Origin of the sequence: Nonomuraea sp. NPDC047529 (assembly GCF_040642995.1) — a bacterium.
In the GTDB taxonomy this organism is placed as follows: domain Bacteria; phylum Actinomycetota; class Actinomycetes; order Streptosporangiales; family Streptosporangiaceae; genus Nonomuraea.
Genome location: NZ_JBEYTJ010000017.1, coordinates 154,583 through 176,720, shown reverse-complemented (window position 1 = coordinate 176,720; position 22,138 = coordinate 154,583). Strand labels below are relative to the sequence as shown.

The following is a 22,138-nucleotide window of genomic DNA, read 5'->3' as shown; positions in this document are numbered from 1 at the left end:
CCCGTCAGGCCGGCAGGCTGCGGCGCAGGGCGCTGGCGTGCCTGAGGTAGTCGAGGGCCAGGCCGGTGCGCCCGGCCGAGCGGTGCAGCTCGCCGAGTAGCTGGGTGGCCGCCGCCTCGCCGCTGCGGTCGCCGAGCTCCTGGAAGACCTCCAGCGAGCGTTCAAGGCCGGTCGAGGCGCGGGTCAGGTCGCCGCGCGCCGCCTGGAGTCCCGCCAGGCTCTGCAGCGCGTACGCCCCGCAGTGGCGGTCGCCGAGCGACTCGAAGATCTCCAAAGCGTGCCGGTGGAACGACATCGCCTGGTGCAGGTGGCCCATCTGGAGGCACACGCATCCCTCCCGGTGGGCGTCCCCGAGCTCCTGGGCCAGCCGCATGGCCTCGCCGAGCGACTCCGCCGCCTGGACGAGGTCGCCCGAGTTCAGGCAGGCCCGTCCGATGGCCTGGTGGGCGAACGCCTCTCCGTGCCGGTCGCCCGAGGCCACGAACATGGCCAGCGCGCGGCGCAGGTGCGCGAGCGACCGGACATGCCGGCCGCGGAACTGGTTCACGGCGCCGAGCCCGCAGACGGAGGTCGCCTCGGCCCTGACGTCCCCCAGTTCGTGGAAGATCTGGCGGGAGAGGGTGAAGCCCTCGGCGGACTCCTCGTACCGGTCCTGGTACAGGCTGACCTGGGCCAGGCCCCTGAGCATGGCGGCCTCGCCGTACCGGTCGCCGGCGGCGCGGGCGGCGGCCAGGGCGACGGTGTGCGTACGGCGCCAGGTGCCGAGGTGGCAGTGCAGATCGAGGTAGGGCACCATGGCGGCGGCCAGCCCCCAGGCCGACTCGGCCAGGCCCAGCTCGGCCGCCAGGTCCACGGCTCCGGCCAGTGCCTCGTGCTCGGACTCGAACCAGCTGATCGGGTCGGCGGTGAGCCGGTCGAGCGTGCGCGCGGGCAGCCGCCACCTGGCCGCCCTGGCCGCGGTGAGGCTGAAGACGGTGGTGGGCAGGCGGGCCATGGCGTGCTCGGTGGTCGCCGTCCAGGCCGCCAGCACCCGGGCCAGCGCGGCACGGTCGGGGCCGCGTTCGCGCGCGTGCCTGCCGACGAGGTCGGGCACCCGGTAGCGCGGCTGGCCCACGTCGTCGGTGCCGACCGGGTCCAGCAGGTGGACGTCCACGAGCAGGTCGGTGACGTCGTGCGCGCCGTGCCGGCCGAGCGCGGCGTCCACCACCCAGCCCGGCTGCGCCCCGGCGGCGGGCCCGAGGACGCCGAGCGCGCTCAGCGTACGGGCGGCCTCCGCCGGCAGCCTGCGGTAACCGGCGTCGAGGCAGCCCCGGACCTCCTTCAGCTCGGCCAGCCAGTCCTCCTCCAGCCGTTCGCGCAGCACCGACAGCGACCAGCCGGGCCGACCCGCCAGCCGGGCTCCGGCGCTCCTCACCGCCAGCGGCGACCCGCCGCAGAGCGTCACGACGGCCAGGGCGTCGGCCGGTTCGCGGGCCACCCGTCCGGCTCCGGCGACGCCGCCGAGCAGCGTCAGCGACTCCTCCGGCGACAGCTCGCCGAGCTCGACGCGCAGCGCGCCGGGCAACTCGGTGATGCGCCGCCTGCTGGTCACGATGACGGCGCTCTCGTTGCCGGGGAGCAGCGGGCCTACCTGGGCGGCGTCGCGGGCGTCGTCCAGCACGACCAGCATCGGGCGCTCGGCCAGCAGCGACCGGAACAGCGCCGACCGCTCGCCGGGCGTCGGCGGCGCGCCGGTCACGCCGAGCGCCCGCAGGACCTCGGCCAGCAGCTCGCCCGGCGCCCTGCCGCCCAGCTCCAGGTAGAGCTGGCCGGCGGGGAAGGCCGCGCGCAGGCGGTGGGCGGCGTGCACGGCCAGGGCCGACTTCCCCACGCCGGGCGGGCCGGAGATCACCGCGACCGAGAACGTCCCGCCCAGCGCGGCGAGGGGCGCGGCCCTGCCGATGAAGTCCGGCAGATCGGGCGGGAGCTGCCGGGGCACGGCGGGCGCCGCGCGTCCCTCGTCGGCCAGGATCAGCTCGTACGCACCGCGCAGCTCCGCGCCCGGCTCGACGCCGAGCTCGTCCACGAGCTGGTCGCGGACCGCCGCGTACGTGCGCAGCGCCTCGGCCTTGCGGCCCCCGCGATGCAGGGCGAGCAGCAGCCGGCCCCACAGGTCCTCCCGGTAGGGATGCTCGGCCAGCAGGCCGCGCAGCTCGTCGGCCGCGCCGTCGTGGTCGCCGGCCTTGAGCCGCCGCTCGATCAGGCACTCGGCGGCCCGCAGCCGCAGCCGGTGGAGGTGCTCGATCCGGCGGTCCCAGACCGGGCTGCCGGGCAGGTCGCTCAGCGGCGCGCCGCGCCACAGCGCGAGGGCGTGGCCGTACTCGCCGCGGCCGGTCAGCTCCTCGAACAGGCGCAGGTCGAGGGCGTCGTCCGCGACGTCGATCGTGTAGCCCGCCCCGGCGGCGCGCAGGCCGACCGGCCCGAGCTGGGACCTCAGCGCGCTCACGTAGGTGCGGACGTTGGCCAGGGCCGAACGCGGGGGCCGCCCCGGCCAGAGCACCTCGGCGAGCCGGTCGGCGCCGACCACCTGCCCGGCTTCCAGCAGCAACGTGGCCAGCAGCATGCGGGGTTTGCCGCCGGAGATCCGTAGGGGGCGGCCGCCGGAGCGGATCTCCAGCGGCCCGAGGACGTGGAAGGTGACCGTCATGACAGCATCAGCCCCTTTACGGGAGATCTGACAGCTCTTTGTATCGGTTCTGGATGATTCTTGTGCGGCCAATGCGGACTCTGGTGTCACAGATCCCACTGGAAAGGATCACCCCATGAAGCTCAGCCGATCAATGGTCGCGGGCCTCGCATTGTTACTCGGCCTCGGTACGACGACCCCCGCCTTCGCCGACCCGGAACCGGAGTCCGCGCAGGCGCAGCTCCTCGCGACGAACTTCCAGATGCCGTTCCCCTGCGGCCAGACCTGGACCGGCAACTCCAGCGGGAGCAGCGCCCACCAGTCGTGGGAGATCGACTTCAACCGGGGCAGCACGGCCGACGCCGACCTCGGCGACCCGGTGGTGGCCGCGGCGTCGGGAACGGTGGCGATCTCGGCGCACCAGGGCTCGACCAACGGCTACGGCAACCTCGTCAAGATCGACCACGGTGGCGGCTGGACCACCTACTACGCCCACCTGAACACCCGGCTGGTCAGCGCCGGCCAGTCCGTCTCGCAGGGCCAGCAGATCGGCACGGTCGGCAACACCAGCAAGCCGGGCAACAACATCAGCCCCCACCTGCACTACGAGGTGCGCCTGGGCACCAGTTACCCGTCGAACATCCAGAAGGCCGTCTTCAACGGCGTCACCTTCGGCTACCCGGTCCAGACGGTGACCTCGAAGAACTGCGGCGGGTCCGCCAACCCGTACACGCCGCAGGAGGCCTGCGGCTCCGGCTACGACGTGATCGACTCGGCCGGGCTCGGCGCCGACGGGACCGTCTACCTGCTCTACAACAACTCCAACGGCAACAACTGCGTGGTCACCATGAAGGCGAAGTCGCTCGGCACGGCGACCGCGACGACCGCCTACCTGGAGGTGCAGGGCAGTACCAGGAAGACGGACTCGGGCAATTACGGCTACTACGCCGGCCCGGTCTACGCCGCCGCCGCGAACACGTGCGTCAAGTGGGGCGGCAAGGCCGGCGCCTCGGCCTACGACAGCCCGTTCGAGCACTGCGGCTGAGACGGCTCAGATGGGCGTGATCGTGTCGAGGACGTCGATCACGTACAACATGGGCCGCTCCCCCGGGGAGCCCACGGCCAGCCGGCTGCCGACCTGCTGGCCGACCAGGGCCTCCAGCCAGGCGGGCGGCACCGAGCCCGGCTTGAGCGTGAAGGCGCTCGGGCCGCCCCTCCGGTAGGACGAGTCCACCACCGAGCGGGACGGCCAGGACGCGGCCACGTACTGGATCACCACCTTGGAACCCGCCGTGACGTCCCGCCCCGAACCGTCGATGAGGGTCCGGGGCGCGGAGTCCGGCCGCAGGTCGGACGGGATCGCCGGCAGGGCCCGTCCGACGAGCCGCGCGTCGGGCGGGTAGCCGCCGAGGATGTCGAAGACCACCACCAGCGTGTCGGCCGGCGAGACGCCGGTCAGCGGCACGTTCGGGCCCAGGGCCTCCGACGCCGGGCTGACCAGCATGACCCGGCTGCCGGCCGGCCTGCCGATGAGCGAGGCCCGCCAGGTCTCGGAGACCTGCCTGCCGTCGAAGACGACCGTGGTGGGCTGGTTGCCGTCGTAGGTGCTGAGATACGGCTTGTTCCCCGACCACCGCCGGATGTCCACGTCGGCGAGCACGACGTCCCCCGGGACCGTACGCCGGCCGTTGCCCATGGAGAGCACCGTGATCCGCGGCGTGCGTCCCGGCTTCCCCCGAGGTATGGCGACGACGGGCTTGCTGCCGAACGCACCCGTCACGACGGGCTGGGAACCGTCCTCGGCGACGCCACACGAGGTGGCCAGCATGAGTACGGCAGGCCAGAGCAGGCGCACGATTTCCCCCAAGATGCCAGATCCGAAGGGGTTACTTGCCGCAATAGCCAAAAGGAAAGCTGCGGGTCTCGCCATCTCACGACAAAGGGCGCGGGAGACTGGACCGCGTGAGCAAGCCCAACCTGGCCCGCAGGGTCGCAGCAGCAGCCGAGATCGCGTTGACCAGCCGCCACTACGTGACGTTCATCGACGTCGTGACGGGGTTGCGCTGGCTGCACTCCCGGCACGTCGACCTCTGGCGGCAGGGCCGGGCCGGCACGCTGGCCGAGCTGGCCGCGGTCGACGAGGAGCGCCTGCTCGCCACGGCCGGGCTGCTGCGGGAATGGGCCCTGGCCAAGGGGCTCAAGCCGGTGGACACGCCGTACGTGGCCGGCACCCGCGACCGGCGCGACCTGCGCTTCACGTCCGGGCACGGGCAGGACGCCTTCCGCGTCCACTGGATCTCGCCGGACCTGAGCGAGGCCAGGGTGCGGCGGCTCACCGAACGGCAGAGCAAGGCGCCCGACCTGGTGGCGGTGGCCTCGCAGGAGCCGTGGAGGTGCGCGTCCTGCGGTGACACCGGGCCGTACCTGATCATGGAGGACGACCGGCCCCACTGCCTGAGCTGCGCCGACATGGACCACCTGGTGTTCCTGCCGTCGGGGAACGCGGCGCTGAGCCGGCGGGCCAAGCAGGAGAGCGGGCTGTCGGCGGTGGTCGTCCGGTACAACCGGCGGCGCAAGGTCTACCAGCGTCAGGGCGTCCTGGTCGAGGAGGCCGCCCTGACCGCGGCCGAGGAGCGCTGCCTGGCCGACGAGGAGGCGCGTATGCGCCGCCGGGAGCGCGACCAGGAGCGCAGGGCCGAGCAGGACGTCGGGTTCCAGGCGGCGATGGCGGCCGAGATCGCCCGGCTGTTCCCGAGCTGCCCGGCCGAGCGGGCCCACGAGATCGCCGAGCACGCCGGCCAGCGCGGCAGCGGCCGGGTGGGCCGGACGGCGGCGGCCAAGGCGCTCGACGAGAACGCCATCACACTGGCGGTGATCGCGTCGGTCCGGCATCTCGACACCGACTACGACCGCCTGCTCATGTCGGGCGTCCCCCGCATGGAGGCCCGCGACCGCATCAGGAACGCCATCGAGGCCAAACTGACGGAGTTCCGGCGACCGTCCCGGTGAGCGATCGTGGGCAGGCTCACCGGGTTCCGGCGAGCGTGTCGATGATCGGTCGCCAGGTGGTCAGTTCGACGAGGGGTGGGCGGGTCAGGCCGACCACCTTGCCCAGGTCGTCGGCGCGGCGCAGGGCGACGGCGGCCGGGCCGTGCGGCGCGGCGGCGAAGGCGGCGGCCTCCGCGGCCGACATCGGGCCACCCTGGAGCTCCAGCGTCCGCGCCGACTCCGGCGACAGGCCGCGTCCCGGCTCCACCGTGGCCAGGTAGCGCTTGGCGGGCACGTGCAGCTCGACCAGCGCGGCCACCCGGTCGCCGAGCAGCCCCCGCACCGCCGCCGCGCCGACGGCGGCGTGGCCGGCCTCGTCGCCCGGGGCCAGCAGGTGCCCGAGGTCGTGCACCAGCCCGGCCACCTGGAGCTCGCGGTCGCCGGGGTGCCGATCGCGCAGCACGGCGGCCACCTGGAGGCCGTGGTCGAGCAGCGGCACGGGGTCGCCGGTCCGGTCGGGGGCGTCCCAGGCGTCCTCGCACCGGGCCAGCAGGTCCATCAGCTCGTCGACCGTCACGTCACCAGCCTCCCGCGCCGCCGGCCAGTGCCGCCAGGCGGGACTTTTCGATACCGTCCATCGCATGGACGACTGGCACACCGTACGGGAGGAGCTGCGGACCTTCGCGCTGGGCCTGCCCGAGACCCACGAGGACCATCCGTGGGGCGAGACGGTCATCAAGGTCAACAAGAAGGTCTTCCTGTTCCTCGGCCTGGACGAGCAGACGGAGAAGTGGGACCCGACGTTCGGCGTGAAGCTGCTGTCGGAGGCGCACGGCCACGCGCTGACCGTCGAGGGCGCGGCCCCCAGCGGCTACGGCCTGGGCAAGGCCGGCTGGGTGACCGTGCCGTTCCTGTCGGCGCTGCCCGAGACCGACGTGCTGCTCGACTGGGTGGAGGAGAGCTACCGGACCATCGCCCCGAAGCGGGCGGTCAAGCTACTGGACGGCGAGCCGTAGCGCGAAGGCGACCAGCAGCACCCCGGTCACCTGCTCGACCCTGGCCCGCACCCGCGGCCTGCGCAGCAGCGCGCTCACCCGGTCGATGATCACGTTGTAGAGGCTGAACCAGAGCACGTAGAGCACGGCGATGATGCCCGACAGCAGCAGGGCCCGTCCCAGGGTGTCGCCGTGGCCGGGCAGGAACTGCGGCAGCCAGGTCACGAAGAGCAGCAGCACCTTGGGGTTGAGCAGGTTCGACAGCAGCCCTCTGCGTACGTGCACGAGCGGCGAGCCGGTCGGGGGCGCGGCGGCCTCCACGACCTTGGTCCGGTTCCGGCTGGACAGCAGCGCGTGCACCCCGAGCCAGAGCAGGTAGCAGATGCCGAGGGCGCGTACCACGGTGAAGGCGGTGGGCGAGGCGACCAGCAGCGCCGACAGGCCGACCGCCGCGGCGGCGGCGTGCACGGAGAGGCCGAGCAGGCCGCCGAGCATGGTCAGCAGGCCGGCCACGCGGCCGTGCGCGAGGGAGTTGCGCATGATCAGCGCGGCGTCGGGGCCGGGAATCATGATCATGATGAGCGTCGTGACCGCGAAGGTCAGCAGCATGGCGGGGGTCTCCCGGAGCCGAGGGCGCGCTCCCGCCCGACCCGCCGGGTGTGCGGAGGTCGCACGGTCACGCGGGCGAACATCGTCAGTGCCTTGTGGGCACTGACCATGATACTGGGACCAGTTTGCCCAAACACGCCAGGGCGGCCGATAAGGGATCTCTCCGGCGAAAGCCACCCTGGGCGCCCTGACGGGCCCCTACCGGGCGAAGACCGGGGGGCCCTACTGGGCGAAGGCCGCAGGGCCCCTACTGGGCGACGGTTGCGGGCGCCTCTTTGGCGAAGGCCGCCAGCGCGACGCCGAGGCCGCGCTCGTTCTGGCCCTGGGCCTTGGCGTCGGTGGAGTTGATCGAGTAGACCACGACGCGGCTCAGGTCGCGGGTGGCGCCGATGCCGGTGGAGCTGCCGTACCGGGCGCCGGTCTTGCCGTACGCGACGATGCCGCCGGGCAGCACCAACTCGGTCAGGCCGGAGGTGTAGTGGGCCGGCTCGTCGTCGGTGCCGAACATGGTGACCTTCGGCACGGTGAACATCAGCTCCAGCTGCTCGGCGGGCACGAGTCCGCCGCCGAACAGCGCCTTGGCGAACTTCTCCAGGTCGGCGGTGGTGGAGATGAGGTCGCCCGAGGCCCAGGTCGAGGTGACCTCCATCTCGGTGACGTCCACGACGTACCCCTTGCCGTAGGCGAAGGAGTCGGGGAAGCCCTTCGGGACGACCTGGTAGCCGCTGTTGTGCCGGCCGTGGACCTTGACGGACGCGCCGGGGAAGTAGCTCTGGTTCATGCCGAGCGGGCGCAGGATGCGGTCGCCCACCTCCCGCTCGTACGACCTGCCGGTGACCTTCTCGATCAGCAGGCCCTCGACGAAGGTGTTGATGTTGAGATAGTGCTGCTTGGTCCCGGGGGTGAACTCGATCGGGTTGAGCACGGCCTGGCGGACGTACTCCTTCGGGGTGATCGTCTTGAAGCGGTCGGCGTAGACCCGCTCGAAGCCGCCCTCCGACTTCGGCGCGGGCAGGCCGCTGGTGTGGTTGAGCACCTGGGACAGCTTGACCGGCGGGTAGTCGGCCGGCAGCAGCCCCGGCAGGTAGTCCTGGACCGTGCGGTCGAGGGAGAGTTCGCCCTCGGCCACGAGCTGGAGCACGACCGCCGTGGTCAGCACCTTGGTCACGCTGCCCGCCCGGAACCTGGCCCCCTCCCGGGCCGGGTGCTTCCCGCGCAGGTCGGTCACCCCCGAGACGCCGCGCCACGAGCCGGCCCAGCCGCTCACCCTGACCTCGGCGGCGGTGGCGTCGGGCGCGGGCAGCCCGGCGATGCTCTTCCGCAGCGCCGTCTCGTTGATCGGCGGCACCTGCACGGTGACGGCGCTGTGGGAGCTCGCCTGAGTCTGGGCCAGGGCGGGGGCGCTGACGGTCAGGGCGGCCAGAGCGAGGACGGCGGCGGCGATACGCGTGCGCTTCATGGGGGATCTCTCCAGGTCACATCGGCTTTCGATGGGACAATCCTGGCTGGCGACCCCCCGGCGGCGGATCGCCGACGACGGCGATCTTCCGGCTCGCTCTCAAGAGGGAGGGGACTCGCCCGATCAGGTGACCGCGAGCCGCCGGGCGTACTTCTCGTCCCGCCACAGCTCCTTGTCCAGCACCTCCAGCAGCGTGACGGCCGCGTCGTAGACGTCCGTGTAGCCGATGTAGAGCGGCGCGAAGCCGAACCGCAGGACGTCCGGCGCGCGGAAGTCGCCGTGCACGCCCCGGTCGATGAGGGCCCGCATGACCGGGTAGCCGTCGGGGTGGTGGAAGCAGACCTGGCTGCCGCGCGACTCCGGCTCGGCGGGCGAGGCCAGCTTGAGCGCGTCGCCGACGAGGTCGGCGAAGAGCGAGGTCAGGGCGATGCTCTTGGCCCGCACCTGGGCCATCGGCACCCGCTCCCACACCTCCAGAGCCGCCTCCAGAGCCGCGAACGACACCACGTGCGGCGTGCTGACCGCGAACCGCCGGATGCCCTCGGCCGGACGGTAGCCGGTCTCGAAGGCGAACGGCTCGGCGTGGCCGTGCCAGCCGGACAGCACGTTCTCGGCGTTGGCGTGGTGGCGCGGGTTGACGTAGAGGAAGGCGGGCGCGCCCGGCCCCGCGTTGAGGTACTTGTACGTGCACCCGACCGCGAAGTCGGCCTGCGACACGTCCACCTCCATGGCGCCGACGCTGTGGCACACGTCCCAGACCATGAGCGCCCCGGCCGCCTGGACCTGGGCGGTCACCGAGGGCACGTGCCGCCTGGCGCCCGTGCGGTAGTCCACCTCCGACAGCAGCACCACGGCCGCGTCGTCGAACCGGCCCTCGGCATAGTCGCGCACCTCGTAGTCGCCGAGCAGCCGGGCCAGGCCCTGGGCGATGTAGTGGTCGGTGGGGAAGTTCCGGGGGTCGGAGACGATCACCTTGCGGCCGGGGCGCAGCCGTACCGCGGCGGCCAGCGCCTGGTAGGCGGCGATCGTGGTGGTGTTGCCCACGACGACCTGGCCGGGGCCGGCCCCGATCAGCGGCGCGATCCGGTCGCCGGCGGTCAGGGGCTGGTCGTACCAGCCGGCCGCGTTCCAGCCGCCGACGAGCTGGCCGCCCCACTCGTCCACGACCGTGCGGCGCACCCGTTCCGCGGCGCGGCGGGGCATCGCGCCGAGCGAGTTGCCCACGAGGTAGACGACCCCTTCGGGCAGGACGAACTCGTCCTTGAACGGCCGCAGCGGATCGTCGGCGTCGAGGGCGAGGCAGGCGTCACGGTCCAGCACCGGTTGCGCTCCTTACAGGGGTGAGATGGTGGCAATTATCCGGTTTACACCATTCTGGTGCTGGTTGACGTACCAGTTCTGCACCGGATCGTGTGCCCGATCTCCGTGGCCAGTACGTCTAGCCCTTGCCGGGGTGCAGAGCACCGCACCGGTCGCACGTACGGGCCTTCTCGTCAGCGTAGAACGCCTCGAAGACCGGCGGCAGGTCCTTGACGATGTCGCGCACCTGGAGCTCGACCTCGTGGACCTTGGCGCCGCACTCCATGCAGTACCACTGGAACCTCTCCAGCTCGCCCTCGGGCCGGATCCGCTCCACCACCAGCCCGACGGACCCCTCCTCGGGGCGCTGCGGCGAGTGGGGCATGCGCGCCGGCAGCAGCCACATCTGCCCCTCGCGGACGTGCACGGTCTCGGGGCCGTTCTCCGTCACCACGTTGACGTGCATGTTGCCGCGTACCTGGTAGAACAGCTCCTCGTACGGGTCGACGTGGAAGTCGGTCCTGGAGTTGGGCCCGCCGACCACCATCACGATGAAGTCGCCGGCGCCCTCGAAGACCACCTTGTTGCCGACCGGCGGCTTGAGCAGATGGGCGTGCTCGTCGATCCACCTGGTGAAGTCAATGGGGGGAATCATGATCGCTCCTGTGGATGGTAGGCGACGGCCTGCATCTCGATGAGCAGGTGCGGATGCGGGAGCTGGTGCACCGCGACCGTGGTCCTGGTGGGACCCTCCTCGTCGAAGAATTCGGCGTACACCTCGTTGTAGCCCTTGAAGTCGTTCATGTTTACCAGGTACGTGGTGATCTGTACGAGATCGGCCAGCGAGCCTCCGGCGGCCTTGAGCAGGTCGCCGATGTTCTCGATGACCGCCCGCGTCTGGGCGCGGATGTCCAGGTCGGTGACGCCGTACCGGTCGGCCTGCGCGCCCGCGAAGGTGCCGTCCGGCCTGCGGGAGCTGGTACCGGAGACGTACAGGAAGTCGCCCGCGCGTCTGACGTGCGGGAAGCGTCCCCGGGGCACGGCCTTGCCGGGGACGGTGACGGCCTCGCGGCTCATGCGCCGAACACCGCCCGCACCGATCCGAGCCCCTCGATCCTGGCCTCGAACACGTCCCCGGCCTCGACCGGCACCACCGGGCCGAGCGCGCCGGTCAGGACGACGTCCCCGGCGCGCAGCGGGTGGCCGGCACCGGCCAGTGCGCCGGCCAGCCACAGGGCGGCGTTCAGCGGGTTGCCCATGCACGCGGCCCCCGACCCCGAGGAGACCTCCTCGCCGTTGCGCGTCATCGTCATCGCCGCCGTGCCGAGGTCGAGCGCCGTCAGCTTCTTCGGCGTGCCGCCCAGCACGTACGCGCCGCCGGAGGCGTTGTCGGCGACCGTGTCGGCGATCGTGATGTCCCAGTCGGCGATGCGCGAGTCGGCGATCTCGATGGCGGGCAGCGCGAACTCCACCGCCCTGATCACGTCCACCAGCGTGAACGGCCCCTCGGTCAGGTCCCGGCCGAACACGAGCGCGACCTCGGCCTCGGCGCGCGGTTGCAGGAACCGCTCCACCCGGACGGGCCGGCCGTCGAGCTCGGCCATGTCGGCGAAGAGCATGCCGTAGTCGGGCTGGTCGATGCCGAACTTCTGCTGCAGCAGCGGGTTGGTGGCGCCGATCTTCCTGCCGACCAGCCGCCGGCCCTCCTCCAGCGCCCGCCGGGTGTTGATCTCCTGCACCGCGTAGGCGTCGGCCACCGTGGTGATGAGGTCCCTGAGCGGCGCGCAGGGCTTGCCGGTACGCGCGGCCTCGACGAGCCGATCGGCGGCCTGCCCCCGGGTGTCGACGGCCAGGGACCATTCGTCATGCATCGGGTTGCTCCAGTTTGATGGTGATCGTGGTGGGCTCGGAGTAGAAGTCGAGCGACTGCGTGCCGCCCTCCCTGCCGATGCCCGACAGCTTCACGCCGCCGAACGGGGTGCGCAGGTCGCGCAGGTACCAGGTGTTGACCCAGACCAGCCCCGCCTCCAGGCGCTGGGCCACGCGATGGGCGCGGTCGAGGTTGGCGGTCCAGAGGGTGGCGGCCAGGCCGTACTCGCTGCCGTTGGCCAGGTCGACGGCCTCGGCCTCGCTGTCGAAAGGAGCCACGTGGCACACGGGACCGAAGATCTCCTCTCGATTGAAACGGGACCACTCCGATAACCCTGTCATTACCGTTGGTTCCACGAAATATCCGGTATCGCGGTGATCGCCGAACGTGGGGACGCCTCCTCCTGTGAGCACCTTGGCTCCCTCCGAGCGGGCCAGGGCGTAGTAGGACAGCACCTTCTCCCGGTGTCCGGCCGAGATCATCGGCTGCAGCTCGACCTCCTGTGCCCGGGACGCGAGCCGGCCGCAGAAGTCGTCGAAGATCGTCCGCTCGACGTAGAGCCGTTCGGTGCACAGGCACACCTGGCCGCCGTTGGTGAAGACCGACTTCACCGTCCCCTCGACGGCCCGGCCGAGGTCGCAGTCCTCGAAGACCAGGCCGGCGTTCTTGCCGCCCAGCTCGAACGAGATCGGCTTGACCCGGTCGGCGGCCGTCTTCATGATCTGCGTCCCGGTGGCGGTCGAGCCGGTGAACGTCACACCGTCCACGCCCGGGTGCTCGACGAGGAGCTGGCCCGCCGGGCCGTGCCCGAAGATGATGTTGACCACGCCCGGGGGCAGGCCGGCGTCGGCGCAGATCTCGGCGAAGACCGCGGCCGAGCCGGGCGTGTGCTCCGACGGCTTGACCACCACGGTGTTGCCGGCGACCAGGGCGGGCGCGAGCTTCCACGTCATGAGCAGGAACGGCAGGTTCCACGGCACGATCACCGCGACCACGCCGAGCGGCCTGCGGACGGTGTAGCTCAGCACGCCGGCCAGGTGGAAGGCGTCGTCGGGGCGCTGGGAGGCGATCTCGGCGAAGGCGCGGAAGTTCGCGATGCCACGCGGGACGTCGAGCGTGCGGGTCTGGCCGAGCGGTTTGCCGGTGTCGGCGATCTCGGCCGTGACCAGGTCGTCGAAGCGCACCTCGATGCCCTCGGCGAGGCGGCGCAGCCAGCCGGCCCGTTCGGCCACCGGCAGCCCCGCCCAGTCGCGCGCCGCCTCCCTGGCCGCGCGCACCGCCCGGTCGACCACCTCCGGGTCGGCCTCGTGGACCTGTCTGATCACCCCGCCCGTCACCGGGTCGTGGACCGGGAACGCCTTGCCCGCCGCCACCGGCAGCCCGCCGATGAAATGGGTCAGCACAGCAGCCTCCTCTAGCCTCACTCCCCGGTATAGATCGTCGGGCGACGGTGAGACAACAGTCCGGCGGGAGCGGGAAGCGCGCCGGGCCGTCATGCCCCGGTGGCGACGGTGACACTGAGCCACCCCTCGGCCGCGTCCGGGAGGACCTGTCCGTACGGACATCTTCCGGTACCCCTCGGCTCCCGAGATGATGACCGAATGGCGCGCACATGGGAGCTGTGGGGAAATATCGTTATTGCTGGTGTTTTAGCGCTTCCGGTGGCCCTGCTGGCCAGCATGGCGCTCGCCCGCCAGCGCGCCCGCGCCGGGCATCCGGCGCCGCTGCGCACCTCGCTCGCCGACGTCGGCATCGCCGTCGGGACCGCGCCCTGGATCTGGATGATCCTCACGCCGTCCACCGGTCGGGCGGGGGTCGGCCTCGTCCCGTTCGCGGACCTCGCCGATCTCGTCGGGGCGTCCTGGGAGACGGTGTTGGTGCAGGTCGGCGGCAATCTGCTGGTGTTCGCCGCGCTGGGGGCGCTGCTGCCCGTACGCACCGCCGCGATGGCCTCCTACGGCCGGGTCGCGGCCGTCGCGGCGGCCCTCTCGATCACGGTCGAGTTCCTCCAGTACGCCCTGAGACTGGGCCGGTTCTCCTCCGTAGACGACGTGATCATGAACACCGCGGGCGCGGTGCTCGCCGCGTCGGTTACTCGCCGCTGGTGGGCCCCGCGAATAGCGGCCGGGACCGTTCCACGATAACGGCCTGCATAAACGTCCTCCACTTCATCACACAGGCACGATCAGCTCAAAAGAAGCTCGGGACCAACCTCTGTATCTGTGCGATCGTGGACAAGACGGGGCAAGTTCTCTGGAGACGCCACAACCTGGTTGGTGACAGAGGGTGATCGAAACGTGTCTGAATCCCCGGTACCCCACGAGCCTCCTATTTATCGCCGCATCGCCGACGGCCTCCGCTCCCGGATCCTGTCCGGCGAACTGCGCGACGGGGACCGCCTACCGGGCGAGAACGCGCTCATGGCCGACTACGCAGTCGCACGCGCCACCGCCAGGCAGGCGCTTGCCGTACTGATCAACGAAGGGCTGGCGGTGCCCAAACGAGGCTCGGGGGTCTATGTGCGCCTGTTCAAACCGATCCGCAGGCACGGCTCGCGCCGCCTGTCACGAGAGCAGTGGGGTCAGGGGCGTGCCATCTGGGACGCCGACACCCGGGGCCGTCCGTTCACCGTGGACCAGGTGGAGGTGGTGCTGGAGCGGGCCCCGGAGGAGGTGGCGGACGTCCTGGAGAGCGGCGAGGTATGGGTTCGTCGGCGTCGCTACTCGGTGGACGGCCGGCCCGTGCAGCTGGCGACCTCCTCCTTCCCCGCCCGGCTGGTCCAGGGCAGCGCCATCACGCTGCCCGACAGCGGACCGGGCGGCGTCTACGCCAGGCTCGGCGACCTGGGCCTGCCCCCGGCCCACTTCACCGAGGAGGTACGTGCCCGCATGCCCGGCCCCCGCGAGACCGGGCTGCTCGACCTGCCCGGCGGCACCCCCGTCATCGTCATCGCGCGCACCGCGTACACGGCGGGCGGCCTGCCCGTCGAGCTCAACGAGATGGTCCTGGACTCGGCGGCGTACGTACTCCAGTACGACTTCGACGCCTAGTTCACGATCTGTCAAGCGATAGGTGGACCTGTCCACCCCGATCATTGAATTCTCTAGAGAAGTCCCTCATCTTCTAAGGAGATGGAACCGTTCAGGAGCGTGGGGCCCGGGAGAGGTGTGCAGATGTCCGTCGACCGGCATCTTGCCGAAATCGCCCGGGAGTACCCCAAGTGGACCATCTGGCGGAGCGACGCGGGCCGCTGGTGGGCCACCCGGCACCATCCGCTCGACGCGGCGCAGCGCGAGGCCGGATGTGCGACGACCATCGACGCCGACGACCCGGACGGTCTGCGCGACCAGCTCCGGGACCAGGAGGAGCGGACCGGCCGGCGGGCCGGCCCCGCCCCTCCCTGACGCGGGCCGTGGAGCGTTCCCCGGCCCGCACACGAGCAGCCCGGTGCCGGGTCCAGCGTCTCGGCGGCCCCGGTACCGGGCCACCAACGGGGCCACGTACGCGGAAGTCTCCGACCCTATCGGGGGCGGGGGCTTCCGCTCCCCGCCCCTTCACCTTCTAGGAGTGGTACTCGCCCAGCCGCAGGATGTGCACGTCGGTGTCGTCGGAGACGCCCTCCTTCGGCTTCTCCTCCTCTTCGACGATGACCCGCACGTCGTCCTGGACGGAGAACTGCGGGACCGGCTGCGGCGCGGCCTCGATGGCGGGCTCGGGCGTGCGCGCCGGCACGGCCGCGGGCTGCTGGGCGGCCGGCACGGGCGGCAGCGCCGACTCCGGCACGAGCTGCCCGGCCCCCGCCTCGGTGCGCATGAGGTCGCCGAGCACCGAGCCGATCTCGGTCAGCCGCCGCACGACCTCGGTGTGGGTGTTGGTCAGGTACTCCACCCGGCGGCCGGCGTGCTCGTCGAGCGAGGCGGTGCGCTGACGCGCCGCGGCCAGCATCGACTCGGCCTCCGCGTGCGCCCCCGACAGCAGCTGCTCGGCCTGCCCGTTGGCGGTCGCCATGACGCGCTCCGCCTCGGCGTGCGCGCCGCCGAGAACCCGCTCGGCCTCGGCGTGCGTCTCGCGCAGCAGGCCCTCGGCCTCGGCGCGGGCCGACCCAAGCTGCTCCTCCGCGTCGGCGCCCGCCTGGGCCAGCATGCGCTCGGCCGCCTGCGTGGCCTCGGCCACCCGCCGCTCGGCCTCCGCCTGAGCCGAGGTCAGCATCTTGTCGGACGTCTCGCGCGAGGTCGTCACCAGCCGCTCGGCCTCCGCCCTGGCGCTCTCCCGCACGGCGGTCGCCTCGGCCTCCGCGTCCGCGCGCTTGGCCGCGGCCTCCTCCTCGCCCAGCTTGAGGATCTGCGCGAGCCTCGGGCTGAGGTCCTCGTAGCTCTGGGGCGCCTCGACCATCCGCCGCCTGGCCTCCGCCAGCTCGACCCGGCCCTGCTCCGCCTGGTCGATCGCCCGTGCCAGCCGCTCTTCCAGATCCCGGATCTGGTTCCGGGTACGGATCATGTAGTCGTGCACCTGACGGCGGTTGTAGCCGCGCATCACGACTTCGAAGGTGTCCTCTTGCATCAGATCGGGAATGCTCTCGTGCTGGTTTGTCATGGGGGTTACCTAAGGGTTTGCGTGAGGCGGGGGAAAACTGCGAGTTGTGAGGGTCTGACGACGAGACGTCAGGAAACGACTTTCCTGCCATCTGCCCACGTCCGCAACCGGAACGCCACACCTGAGGCGGGAATTACGATTGGACGAATGTACATAGCAGCGTTGGACAACGGGGCGGTGCCGGACCTCCATCCGGAGGCGTACATCGCGCCCGGCGCCGTCGTGGTCGGAAGCGTGCGGGTGGGCCGGGCGTCCAGCATCTGGTACGGCTCCGTTCTCCGAGGGGACGACGAGCGGATCGAGATCGGCGAAGAGTGCAACGTACAGGATCTGTGCTGCCTGCACGCCGACGCGGGCCAGCCGGCGATCCTTGAGGACCGGGTCAGCCTGGGCCACAAGGCCATGGTCCACGGCGCGCACGTCGAGACCGGCGCGCTGGTCGGCATCGGCGCGATCGTGCTGGGCGGCGCCCGGGTGGGCGCGGGCACGCTGGTGGCGGCCGGCGCGCTGGTGGGCCCGGGCAAGAAGATCCCGTCCGGGGTGCTGGTGGCCGGCGTGCCCGGCAGGATCGTGCGCGAGCTCACCGACGACGACCGGGCCTCCTTCGCCCGCACGCCGGACAACTACATGGCCAAGGCGATCAGGCACCGGCAGGCGTCAGCAGTTTGATCAGGACCTGGTCCGACACCGAGGCGGTGTTGAGCGGGTCTGCGTAGTCCGGCAGCTCGGGGCGGAGGAAGCGGACGAAGTCGACGGTCAGCTTGAGGTCGGGGGTGCCCTTGATCTGCTTGGCGTTGGCCTTGGCGGCGTCCTTCTTGAGCGCGCCGTAGCTGTCCCAGTCGGTGTAGGCGGTGACACCCCATTGCAGCACCTCGGGGAGGTTCGAGGGCCAGCGCCTGGCCACCTTCCAGGCGCCGCCGTCCTCCTTGTAGAGCGCGACGGCGACCCGGCCCAGCCTGGCCAGCACGAGGTCCACCCAGCCGCTCTTGACCGCCGTCTCCAGCGGCTTGGAGCTGCCGTCCAGGGTGAACTTGGCCTCGACCTGCCCGGCCGCGTCGGCGGTGCCGGTGGTGACGGACATCCAGTTGGGCTTGTCGTACGTGCCGGGCTGGCGGGCCATGAGCCCGCCGAGCGAGAACTTGCGCGCGGGCCTGCCGCCCTTCGCGCCGGTGACCTTGACCCGGGCGTGCATGACGATGTCCCCGGCCAGCTCCTGGTAGACGAACGGGCCGCGGAAGCCGTCGTACCAGGTGGAGGTCTTGGGCTCCAGGTAGAGGGCGCCCTTGGCGGTCTTGTTCACGTCGAGCTTGGCGATCCTGTCGACGTCCTTCTCGGTGTCGCTCAGCTTGCTCCACACGGCCAGCTCCGCGGCGTCGGCGAACTCGCCGGAGGCCGACCCGACCTCGCCGCCGGGCGCGGGCGCCTGGGCGTTCTGGACGGTCAGCACGCCGGGACCGGTGGGGGTGGGCGGGGCCTCGGCCGCGAGTCCGCAGCCGCTCACCACTCCAGCCACCGCCAACACCCCTGCCACCTTTGCCCTCATAGCGGACATTCTGCCGTGAAATGCCGACAGGTAGAGTCCGGCAGGCCAGTACGATGACGGCCGTGCGCCCCTGGGATGCGTTCACCTCGACAGAGGCGGAGGTCCGCGCGATGGTCGCGGACCCGCGCTGGCAGGGCCTGTCCGTGCCCGACCGCGCGCACGTCCTGGCAGCTCGGGTCCTGGTGACCCCCGACGGCGACCGCTGGCTCCACGGCGCGTACGCGCGCTGGCACCTGCACGACCCCGGCGACGGCCGCTGGCATCCCGCGCCGCCTCCCAGGGGCGAACGGGCGCGCAAGGTGGGGCACGTCACAGCGGCATTGCCGGACGAGGTGGTGCCCACCGGGCCCGACTTCGCCGCCGAGCCCGGCTCGACCCAGGCGTTCATCGGCCCCGACGTGCCGCGGGCGGTGACCGAGCAGATCGCCGAGACGGTCCGCGGCGCCGGCCGCAAGTCGGAGCTCGACTACCCGCTGACCGCCTTCGGCGAGATCTTCGCCGCCGACGTGCCGAGCACGGTCGCCGCCGTCTGGGGGACGATCATGTGGTGCGCGTACGCGCCGGCCTTCGACGGCAACGAGCGCCTGATCACGCTCTTCGGCGAGTACCTGCGCCGCTCGCTGCCCGGCGACGAATGGGTGCGCTGGCTGCCCGCGCCGCCGCTGCTCGACCTCGTCACGCTGGTGTCCGAGCGCACCCGTGCCGGCCGCCCGCGGGCCGCGCTCCGGCTGGCCGCGCTGATCGCCGACACGGCCCAGGTGCTGCTGTCCGACATCCGGTTCAGGCCGCGGGCGCTGGCGCTGCTCACGATGGTGGAGCCGACGCTGCGCCGGCCCGGCCGCGACGACGCCGCGGCCGCGCGGGGCGACGACGCCGTACGCCGGGCCTGGCTGGACCGTTGCCCGCCGCGGCTGGCCCTGGCCCTGCTGCCGGAGACCGATCCCGGCGCCTGCTTCGCCCACTCGGTGTACGACCTGGTCGAGGCGCTGAGCTTCGTGGGCGACGCGTCGGGGGCGGCGGCGGCGTACCTGGCCGATCTGTCCGACTCCAGGAGGATGTTGCCCGAGCGGCTGAACCACCGGCTGCGGCGGGCGTACGGGGAGTTGGAGCGTGCCGGGCTGACGGGCACCTCGGCGGCCGAGCGCACCGAGCCGGAGGGCTTCGCCGTACGTCCGGGCGGGGAGCCCGTACCGCAGGCGGCGGTGGTGACGCCGCCGGACCGGGAGAGCAAGGCGGCCGTGCTGGGCGCGGCGTACGCCACGTGCCTGGCGTGGAGCCGGCTGACCGGGGCCAAGGTGCCGCAGCACGGCCTGGCCGGCCAGAGCGCGCTGGTCCGCGAGCTGATCCACGAACGCGACGATCACCACATCGGTCACACGTAACCCACTATTACCGTAATTTCACCCTTACTACGCCCATATCCCCGTATCACTTCAGTCACCGGGCAATTCGCTGAATTGTGATCTCGACTTCGGGAAATGATCCCTGTGGGGCCCCCGTGACGCCGAAAGGAATGACTCCGATGGGCCATGTCGCAGGAAGGGCGCTCGCCGTAACCTCGTAGAGGGTGTGGGCTGCGGAAGGAAGGACGACGCGGTGGGGCACGACGACCTGGACTCTCGGGTCCACGACCGTGTCGCGTTGGACGAGATTGCGCTCTACGCCGAGGTGCTCACCGCCGTCGCTGTCAGCGAGCGGCGGCTGACCTTGGACGAACTCGACGACGCGCTCGGATTGCGGACTTCGGCGAGTCGCTGAAGACCATCGAAAATTACCTGTCCCGGGCTCCGATGGGGTCCGGGACAGTCGTTCCCGGGGATTCCAGGTAACTAGTCAATCGAGGGTGTCTCTCTCCTACGTATGGAGGAGAACGGCCCTATGACTTGACCAGGCGGGCGATGGCGGCCGACGCCTCCTTCACCTTCGCCTCGGCCTCCGGGCCGCCCGTGTTGATCGCGTCGGCGACGCAGTGGGAGATGTGCTCCTCCAGCAGCCCGAGCGCCACGGCCTGAAGGGCCCGCGTGGCCGCGGAGACCTGGGTGAGCACGTCGATGCAGTAGGCATCGTCGTCGACCATGCGCTGCAGGCCCCTGATCTGGCCCTCGATTCGCCGGAGGCGCGTCAGATATGCCTGCTTGTCTCCGCTGTACCCATGCATGCTTCTACGGTACCCGTAACCCGTATGAGCTAGCGGAGATCTGAGAGCAGCTTCTCCCACTGTTCGGCGACTTCCTCGGCCGAATGGCGTACGGCGGTGTCCAGGGCACCGGCCGCGAGCGAGCGACGGCGGCGCTCGTCGTCGATGAGCGCGAGCAGCGCGCCCGCGAAGTGCTGCGCCTCGCTCTCGCTCTCGGGCACCAGCACGCCGTTGTAGCCGGTCGCCACGAACTCCCTGGGGCCCCTCGCGCCCTCGAAGGCCACCACCGGCACCCCGCACCCCATGGCCTCCAGCACGGTCATGCCCAGGTCTTCGCTGCGGGAGGGGTTGGCCACGATCGACGCCTTGGCGAACTCCCCCGCCAGGTCGGGCGTGACGCCCATGAAGTAGACGTGGTTGTGCAGGTCGAGCTCGCCCACCAGCGACCGCAGCCGCCGCTCCTCGGGGCCGCCGCCGTACAGGCGCAGCCGCCAGTCGGGACGTTTGTCCGCCACGATCGCGAACGCCCTGATCAGCCGGTCGTACGCCTTGACCGACACCCACCTGCCCCCGGCCGCCACGATCCGGTTGTCCATTCGCGAGCGCGGCCACGGGCCTCCCGGCAGCGCGTCCGGCACGGAGTGGACGGCGAGCCCGCCGCCGAGCAGCCTGACCCATTCCTCCTGGGCCGACTCCGTGGCCGTCACGACCGCGTCGAGGCGCGGGTAGAGCCGCTGCACCGGCCCGGGGACGGCGGGCCGCCCCCACTCTCTGGCGATCTTGAGGGTTTCACGTGGAGCATGCCGCGCCACCTGGACGCCGATGCCCGGCCTGGCGGTGATCACCACGTCGGCCCTGAGCCCGCGCAACATCCGCCAGAGCGCCATCTCGGTGCGCATCTGGCCGCGCGGCAGCAGGTGGCGCACCCCGGGACGGGCGTCGACCACGCTGCGCATGGCCACCTTGGCGCCGATGGGGAAGAACGGCTTCTCCTTCTGCCGCCTGACGCTGACGACCTCGACCTCGTGCCGCTCGGACAGGGCGGTGGCGAGGTTGAGCATCGCGCGCACGTCGCCGCGCATCCCGTACGCCGAGGCGAGGACCAGGCTGACCTTCATCCGCCCACCTCGATGCGCAGCTCGTCGTCGGCGGTGTAACTGGGCCGGACGGGCACGCCGTCGATCTCGGCCGACGGATAGTGCAGCCGTCTGCGTTTGCCGTCGACGTCGTCGAGCCAGGCGCCCAGCCGCAGCGGCGTGGGCACGCCCTCGACCTCCAGCGCGGGCTCCCACGTTCCGGCCGTGTCGGGATCGGCCTCGACCACGTTCACCAGCGACACCGCCGCGTGGAAACGCACGCCCTGGACGGTGGCGGTGGACGACACCCGTTCCCTGGTCGGCCTGCGGTCGAGGGTGAGCGTGGCCTCGCGGCGCGCGTCGTCGTCCTCCAGCCCGGTGTACGCCAGCAGCCCCGTCACCTCGAACCGGCCCTCCCTGAACCAGATCGCCCGCACCTCGGCCACCGGCGTGGCGTCGGCTATCTTCAGGGCCAGAAACCCGTTCCGCGTCCGGTACGACCGGTAGGCCAGCGTCCGGCGGCACAGCGCGTACGCGTCGAGGTGGTCGAGCGAGAACCCGGGATCGACGCTGCGCAGTCTGCTGCGGCCGCCCTCGTGCCGCAGGTAGGCGTCCCATCGGCCGGCGGTCAGCTCCAGCGGCGCGAGCGAGACGGCCAGCGTGGCCTCCCGCGTCCGGCTTCCCGTCCGGCCCAGACGCACGTCGCGCTCGACCCCCGTGGCGCGATGGCGCAGGACGAGCTCGGTGCCGTCACCCAGGGGCTCGTCGATGGCGAGTCGCAGGGAGAGCACGTCGGCCAGGGTGACTTCGGCGTCCGTGACCACGACGCGCATCACTAGCCCCCTCCCCGTCGAATAAGGCCATGCGACGTTGAGGTTACCGTGATTTTCCCGTTATGTGGATG

At 71.6% G+C, this 22,138-nt stretch carries 24 protein-coding genes; 9 read left to right on the top strand and 15 right to left on the bottom strand.

Features of this window, described 5'->3' with window-relative positions; all coding sequences use genetic code 11:
- Positions 1–4 precede the first annotated feature (4 nt).
- The gene (locus ABZ815_RS26425; RefSeq protein WP_357702338.1) at positions 5–2,686 is read right to left on the bottom strand and encodes a BTAD domain-containing putative transcriptional regulator; all 2,682 of its coding nucleotides are present in this window, start codon (positions 2,684–2,686) and stop codon (positions 5–7) included.
- A gap of 115 nt (positions 2,687–2,801) precedes the next feature.
- Between ABZ815_RS26425 and ABZ815_RS26420 the strand changes: the two genes are divergently transcribed.
- A complete protein-coding gene (locus ABZ815_RS26420; RefSeq protein WP_357702336.1) occupies positions 2,802–3,710 on the top strand; it encodes a M23 family metallopeptidase in 909 nt (302 codons plus the stop codon).
- Between the two features lie 6 nt (positions 3,711–3,716).
- Here ABZ815_RS26420 and ABZ815_RS26415 read toward each other — a convergent pair whose 3' ends face one another.
- Positions 3,717–4,532, bottom strand: coding sequence for an FKBP-type peptidyl-prolyl cis-trans isomerase (locus tag ABZ815_RS26415; protein ID WP_357702334.1), 816 nt, complete (start codon positions 4,530–4,532; stop codon positions 3,717–3,719).
- Positions 4,533–4,627: 95 nt separating this feature from the next.
- Here ABZ815_RS26415 and ABZ815_RS26410 point away from each other — a divergent pair, with 95 nt between their 5' ends.
- The gene (locus ABZ815_RS26410; RefSeq protein ID WP_357702332.1) at positions 4,628–5,674 is read left to right on the top strand and encodes a DUF2293 domain-containing protein; all 1,047 of its coding nucleotides are present in this window, start codon (positions 4,628–4,630) and stop codon (positions 5,672–5,674) included.
- A gap of 16 nt (positions 5,675–5,690) precedes the next feature.
- On the opposite strand, the gene ABZ815_RS26405 is transcribed toward ABZ815_RS26410, so the two are convergent.
- Positions 5,691–6,296: an inositol oxygenase family protein gene (locus ABZ815_RS26405; protein ID WP_357702330.1), complete on the bottom strand. Its 606-nt coding sequence runs from the start codon at positions 6,294–6,296 to the stop codon at positions 5,691–5,693.
- Between ABZ815_RS26405 and ABZ815_RS26400 the strand changes: the two genes are divergently transcribed.
- The gene (locus tag ABZ815_RS26400; RefSeq protein WP_357702328.1) at positions 6,295–6,669 is read left to right on the top strand and encodes an MmcQ/YjbR family DNA-binding protein; all 375 of its coding nucleotides are present in this window, start codon (positions 6,295–6,297) and stop codon (positions 6,667–6,669) included. The genes ABZ815_RS26405 and ABZ815_RS26400 overlap by 2 nt on opposite strands.
- Here ABZ815_RS26400 and ABZ815_RS26395 read toward each other — a convergent pair.
- The 7 genes from ABZ815_RS26395 to ABZ815_RS26365 all read right to left on the bottom strand — a co-directional run bounded on the left by ABZ815_RS26395 (position 6,649) and on the right by ABZ815_RS26365 (position 13,288).
- Complete coding sequence (locus tag ABZ815_RS26395) at positions 6,649–7,257, bottom strand: LysE family translocator (RefSeq protein WP_357702326.1); 609 nt, start codon at positions 7,255–7,257, stop codon at positions 6,649–6,651. The genes ABZ815_RS26400 and ABZ815_RS26395 overlap by 21 nt on opposite strands.
- A gap of 247 nt (positions 7,258–7,504) precedes the next feature.
- On the bottom strand, positions 7,505–8,716 hold the full coding sequence (locus ABZ815_RS26390) for a serine hydrolase domain-containing protein (RefSeq protein ID WP_357702324.1): 1,212 nt from the start codon (positions 8,714–8,716) through the stop codon (positions 7,505–7,507).
- Positions 8,717–8,839: 123 nt separating this feature from the next.
- Complete coding sequence (gene kynU, locus ABZ815_RS26385) at positions 8,840–10,036, bottom strand: kynureninase (protein ID WP_357702322.1); 1,197 nt, start codon at positions 10,034–10,036, stop codon at positions 8,840–8,842.
- A 118-nt stretch (positions 10,037–10,154) separates the two neighbouring features.
- Entirely contained in the window at positions 10,155–10,670 is a 516-nt protein-coding gene (locus ABZ815_RS26380) for a 3-hydroxyanthranilate 3,4-dioxygenase (RefSeq protein WP_357702320.1), read from the bottom strand.
- Positions 10,667–11,092, bottom strand: a complete 426-nt coding sequence (locus ABZ815_RS26375; protein ID WP_357702318.1) for a RidA family protein — start codon at positions 11,090–11,092, stop codon at positions 10,667–10,669. Before ABZ815_RS26375 ends, ABZ815_RS26380 begins: the two co-directional genes overlap by 4 nt.
- Positions 11,089–11,886, bottom strand: a complete 798-nt coding sequence (locus tag ABZ815_RS26370; protein WP_357702316.1) for a fumarylacetoacetate hydrolase family protein — start codon at positions 11,884–11,886, stop codon at positions 11,089–11,091. The genes ABZ815_RS26375 and ABZ815_RS26370 overlap by 4 nt, the downstream gene beginning before the upstream one ends.
- The gene (locus ABZ815_RS26365) at positions 11,879–13,288 is read right to left on the bottom strand and encodes an aldehyde dehydrogenase family protein (RefSeq protein ID WP_357702314.1); all 1,410 of its coding nucleotides are present in this window, start codon (positions 13,286–13,288) and stop codon (positions 11,879–11,881) included. Before ABZ815_RS26365 ends, ABZ815_RS26370 begins: the two co-directional genes overlap by 8 nt.
- 198 nt (positions 13,289–13,486) lie before the next feature.
- Here ABZ815_RS26365 and ABZ815_RS26360 point away from each other — a divergent pair, with 198 nt between their 5' ends.
- The 3 genes from ABZ815_RS26360 (at position 13,487) to ABZ815_RS26350 (ending at position 15,289) form a co-directional block, all read left to right on the top strand.
- Positions 13,487–14,029, top strand: a complete 543-nt coding sequence (locus ABZ815_RS26360; protein WP_357702312.1) for a VanZ family protein — start codon at positions 13,487–13,489, stop codon at positions 14,027–14,029.
- 153 nt (positions 14,030–14,182) lie between these two features.
- Positions 14,183–14,935: a GntR family transcriptional regulator gene (locus ABZ815_RS26355; RefSeq protein WP_357702310.1), complete on the top strand. Its 753-nt coding sequence runs from the start codon at positions 14,183–14,185 to the stop codon at positions 14,933–14,935.
- A gap of 123 nt (positions 14,936–15,058) precedes the next feature.
- Positions 15,059–15,289 (top strand): hypothetical protein, encoded by a 231-nt coding sequence (locus tag ABZ815_RS26350; RefSeq protein WP_357702308.1) that lies wholly within the window; start codon positions 15,059–15,061, stop codon positions 15,287–15,289.
- Between the two features lie 157 nt (positions 15,290–15,446).
- Here the strand turns inward: ABZ815_RS26350 and ABZ815_RS26345 are convergent, their stop codons facing one another.
- Positions 15,447–16,478, bottom strand: a complete 1,032-nt coding sequence (locus ABZ815_RS26345; protein ID WP_357702306.1) for a hypothetical protein — start codon at positions 16,476–16,478, stop codon at positions 15,447–15,449.
- A 147-nt stretch (positions 16,479–16,625) separates the two neighbouring features.
- Between ABZ815_RS26345 and ABZ815_RS26340 the strand changes: the two genes are divergently transcribed.
- Entirely contained in the window at positions 16,626–17,147 is a 522-nt protein-coding gene (locus ABZ815_RS26340) for a gamma carbonic anhydrase family protein (RefSeq protein ID WP_357702304.1), read from the top strand.
- On the opposite strand, the gene ABZ815_RS26335 is transcribed toward ABZ815_RS26340, so the two are convergent.
- Positions 17,119–18,021, bottom strand: coding sequence for a hypothetical protein (locus tag ABZ815_RS26335; protein WP_357702302.1), 903 nt, complete (start codon positions 18,019–18,021; stop codon positions 17,119–17,121). The genes ABZ815_RS26340 and ABZ815_RS26335 overlap by 29 nt on opposite strands.
- Positions 18,022–18,074: 53 nt before the next feature.
- On the opposite strand from ABZ815_RS26335, the gene ABZ815_RS26330 reads away from it, so the two are divergent.
- Both ABZ815_RS26330 and ABZ815_RS26325 read left to right on the top strand, forming a co-directional pair.
- Positions 18,075–19,403: a hypothetical protein gene (locus tag ABZ815_RS26330; RefSeq protein ID WP_357702300.1), complete on the top strand. Its 1,329-nt coding sequence runs from the start codon at positions 18,075–18,077 to the stop codon at positions 19,401–19,403.
- Positions 19,404–19,617: 214 nt separating this feature from the next.
- The gene (locus ABZ815_RS26325; RefSeq protein ID WP_020540796.1) at positions 19,618–19,779 is read left to right on the top strand and encodes a hypothetical protein; all 162 of its coding nucleotides are present in this window, start codon (positions 19,618–19,620) and stop codon (positions 19,777–19,779) included.
- 118 nt (positions 19,780–19,897) lie between these two features.
- On the opposite strand, the gene ABZ815_RS26320 is transcribed toward ABZ815_RS26325, so the two are convergent.
- The 3 genes from ABZ815_RS26320 to ABZ815_RS26310 are packed head-to-tail and all read right to left on the bottom strand — an operon-like array spanning position 19,898 to position 22,067.
- On the bottom strand, positions 19,898–20,179 hold the full coding sequence (locus tag ABZ815_RS26320) for a metal-sensitive transcriptional regulator (protein ID WP_352327377.1): 282 nt from the start codon (positions 20,177–20,179) through the stop codon (positions 19,898–19,900).
- 29 nt (positions 20,180–20,208) lie between these two features.
- Positions 20,209–21,276, bottom strand: a complete 1,068-nt coding sequence (locus ABZ815_RS26315; protein WP_357702298.1) for a glycosyltransferase — start codon at positions 21,274–21,276, stop codon at positions 20,209–20,211.
- Positions 21,273–22,067, bottom strand: a complete 795-nt coding sequence (locus tag ABZ815_RS26310; RefSeq protein WP_357702297.1) for a hypothetical protein — start codon at positions 22,065–22,067, stop codon at positions 21,273–21,275. Before ABZ815_RS26310 ends, ABZ815_RS26315 begins: the two co-directional genes overlap by 4 nt.
- Positions 22,068–22,138: the final 71 nt, after the last annotated feature.

What these genes read in the sequence shown, in the direction of transcription:
- ABZ815_RS26425 (WP_357702338.1), bottom strand. Translation starts at nt 2,686, where the DNA reads ATGACGGTCACCTTCCACGTCCTCGGGCCGCTGGAGATCCGCTCCGGC.
- ABZ815_RS26420 (WP_357702336.1), top strand. Translation starts at nt 2,802, where the DNA reads ATGAAGCTCAGCCGATCAATGGTCGCGGGCCTCGCATTGTTACTCGGC.
- ABZ815_RS26400 (WP_357702328.1), top strand. Translation starts at nt 6,295, where the DNA reads ATGGACGACTGGCACACCGTACGGGAGGAGCTGCGGACCTTCGCGCTG.
- ABZ815_RS26405 (WP_357702330.1), bottom strand. Translation starts at nt 6,296, where the DNA reads ATGCGATGGACGGTATCGAAAAGTCCCGCCTGGCGGCACTGGCCGGCG.
- ABZ815_RS26395 (WP_357702326.1), bottom strand. Translation starts at nt 7,257, where the DNA reads ATGCTGCTGACCTTCGCGGTCACGACGCTCATCATGATCATGATTCCC.
- ABZ815_RS26390 (WP_357702324.1), bottom strand. Translation starts at nt 8,716, where the DNA reads ATGAAGCGCACGCGTATCGCCGCCGCCGTCCTCGCTCTGGCCGCCCTG.
- ABZ815_RS26380 (WP_357702320.1), bottom strand. Translation starts at nt 10,670, where the DNA reads ATGATTCCCCCCATTGACTTCACCAGGTGGATCGACGAGCACGCCCAT.
- ABZ815_RS26375 (WP_357702318.1), bottom strand. Translation starts at nt 11,092, where the DNA reads ATGAGCCGCGAGGCCGTCACCGTCCCCGGCAAGGCCGTGCCCCGGGGA.
- ABZ815_RS26370 (WP_357702316.1), bottom strand. Translation starts at nt 11,886, where the DNA reads ATGCATGACGAATGGTCCCTGGCCGTCGACACCCGGGGGCAGGCCGCC.
- ABZ815_RS26360 (WP_357702312.1), top strand. Translation starts at nt 13,487, where the DNA reads ATGGCGCGCACATGGGAGCTGTGGGGAAATATCGTTATTGCTGGTGTT.
- ABZ815_RS26350 (WP_357702308.1), top strand. Translation starts at nt 15,059, where the DNA reads ATGTCCGTCGACCGGCATCTTGCCGAAATCGCCCGGGAGTACCCCAAG.
- ABZ815_RS26345 (WP_357702306.1), bottom strand. Translation starts at nt 16,478, where the DNA reads ATGACAAACCAGCACGAGAGCATTCCCGATCTGATGCAAGAGGACACC.
- ABZ815_RS26340 (WP_357702304.1), top strand. Translation starts at nt 16,626, where the DNA reads ATGTACATAGCAGCGTTGGACAACGGGGCGGTGCCGGACCTCCATCCG.
- ABZ815_RS26335 (WP_357702302.1), bottom strand. Translation starts at nt 18,021, where the DNA reads ATGAGGGCAAAGGTGGCAGGGGTGTTGGCGGTGGCTGGAGTGGTGAGC.
- ABZ815_RS26330 (WP_357702300.1), top strand. Translation starts at nt 18,075, where the DNA reads ATGACGGCCGTGCGCCCCTGGGATGCGTTCACCTCGACAGAGGCGGAG.
- ABZ815_RS26320 (WP_352327377.1), bottom strand. Translation starts at nt 20,179, where the DNA reads ATGCATGGGTACAGCGGAGACAAGCAGGCATATCTGACGCGCCTCCGG.
- ABZ815_RS26315 (WP_357702298.1), bottom strand. Translation starts at nt 21,276, where the DNA reads ATGAAGGTCAGCCTGGTCCTCGCCTCGGCGTACGGGATGCGCGGCGAC.
- ABZ815_RS26310 (WP_357702297.1), bottom strand. Translation starts at nt 22,067, where the DNA reads ATGCGCGTCGTGGTCACGGACGCCGAAGTCACCCTGGCCGACGTGCTC.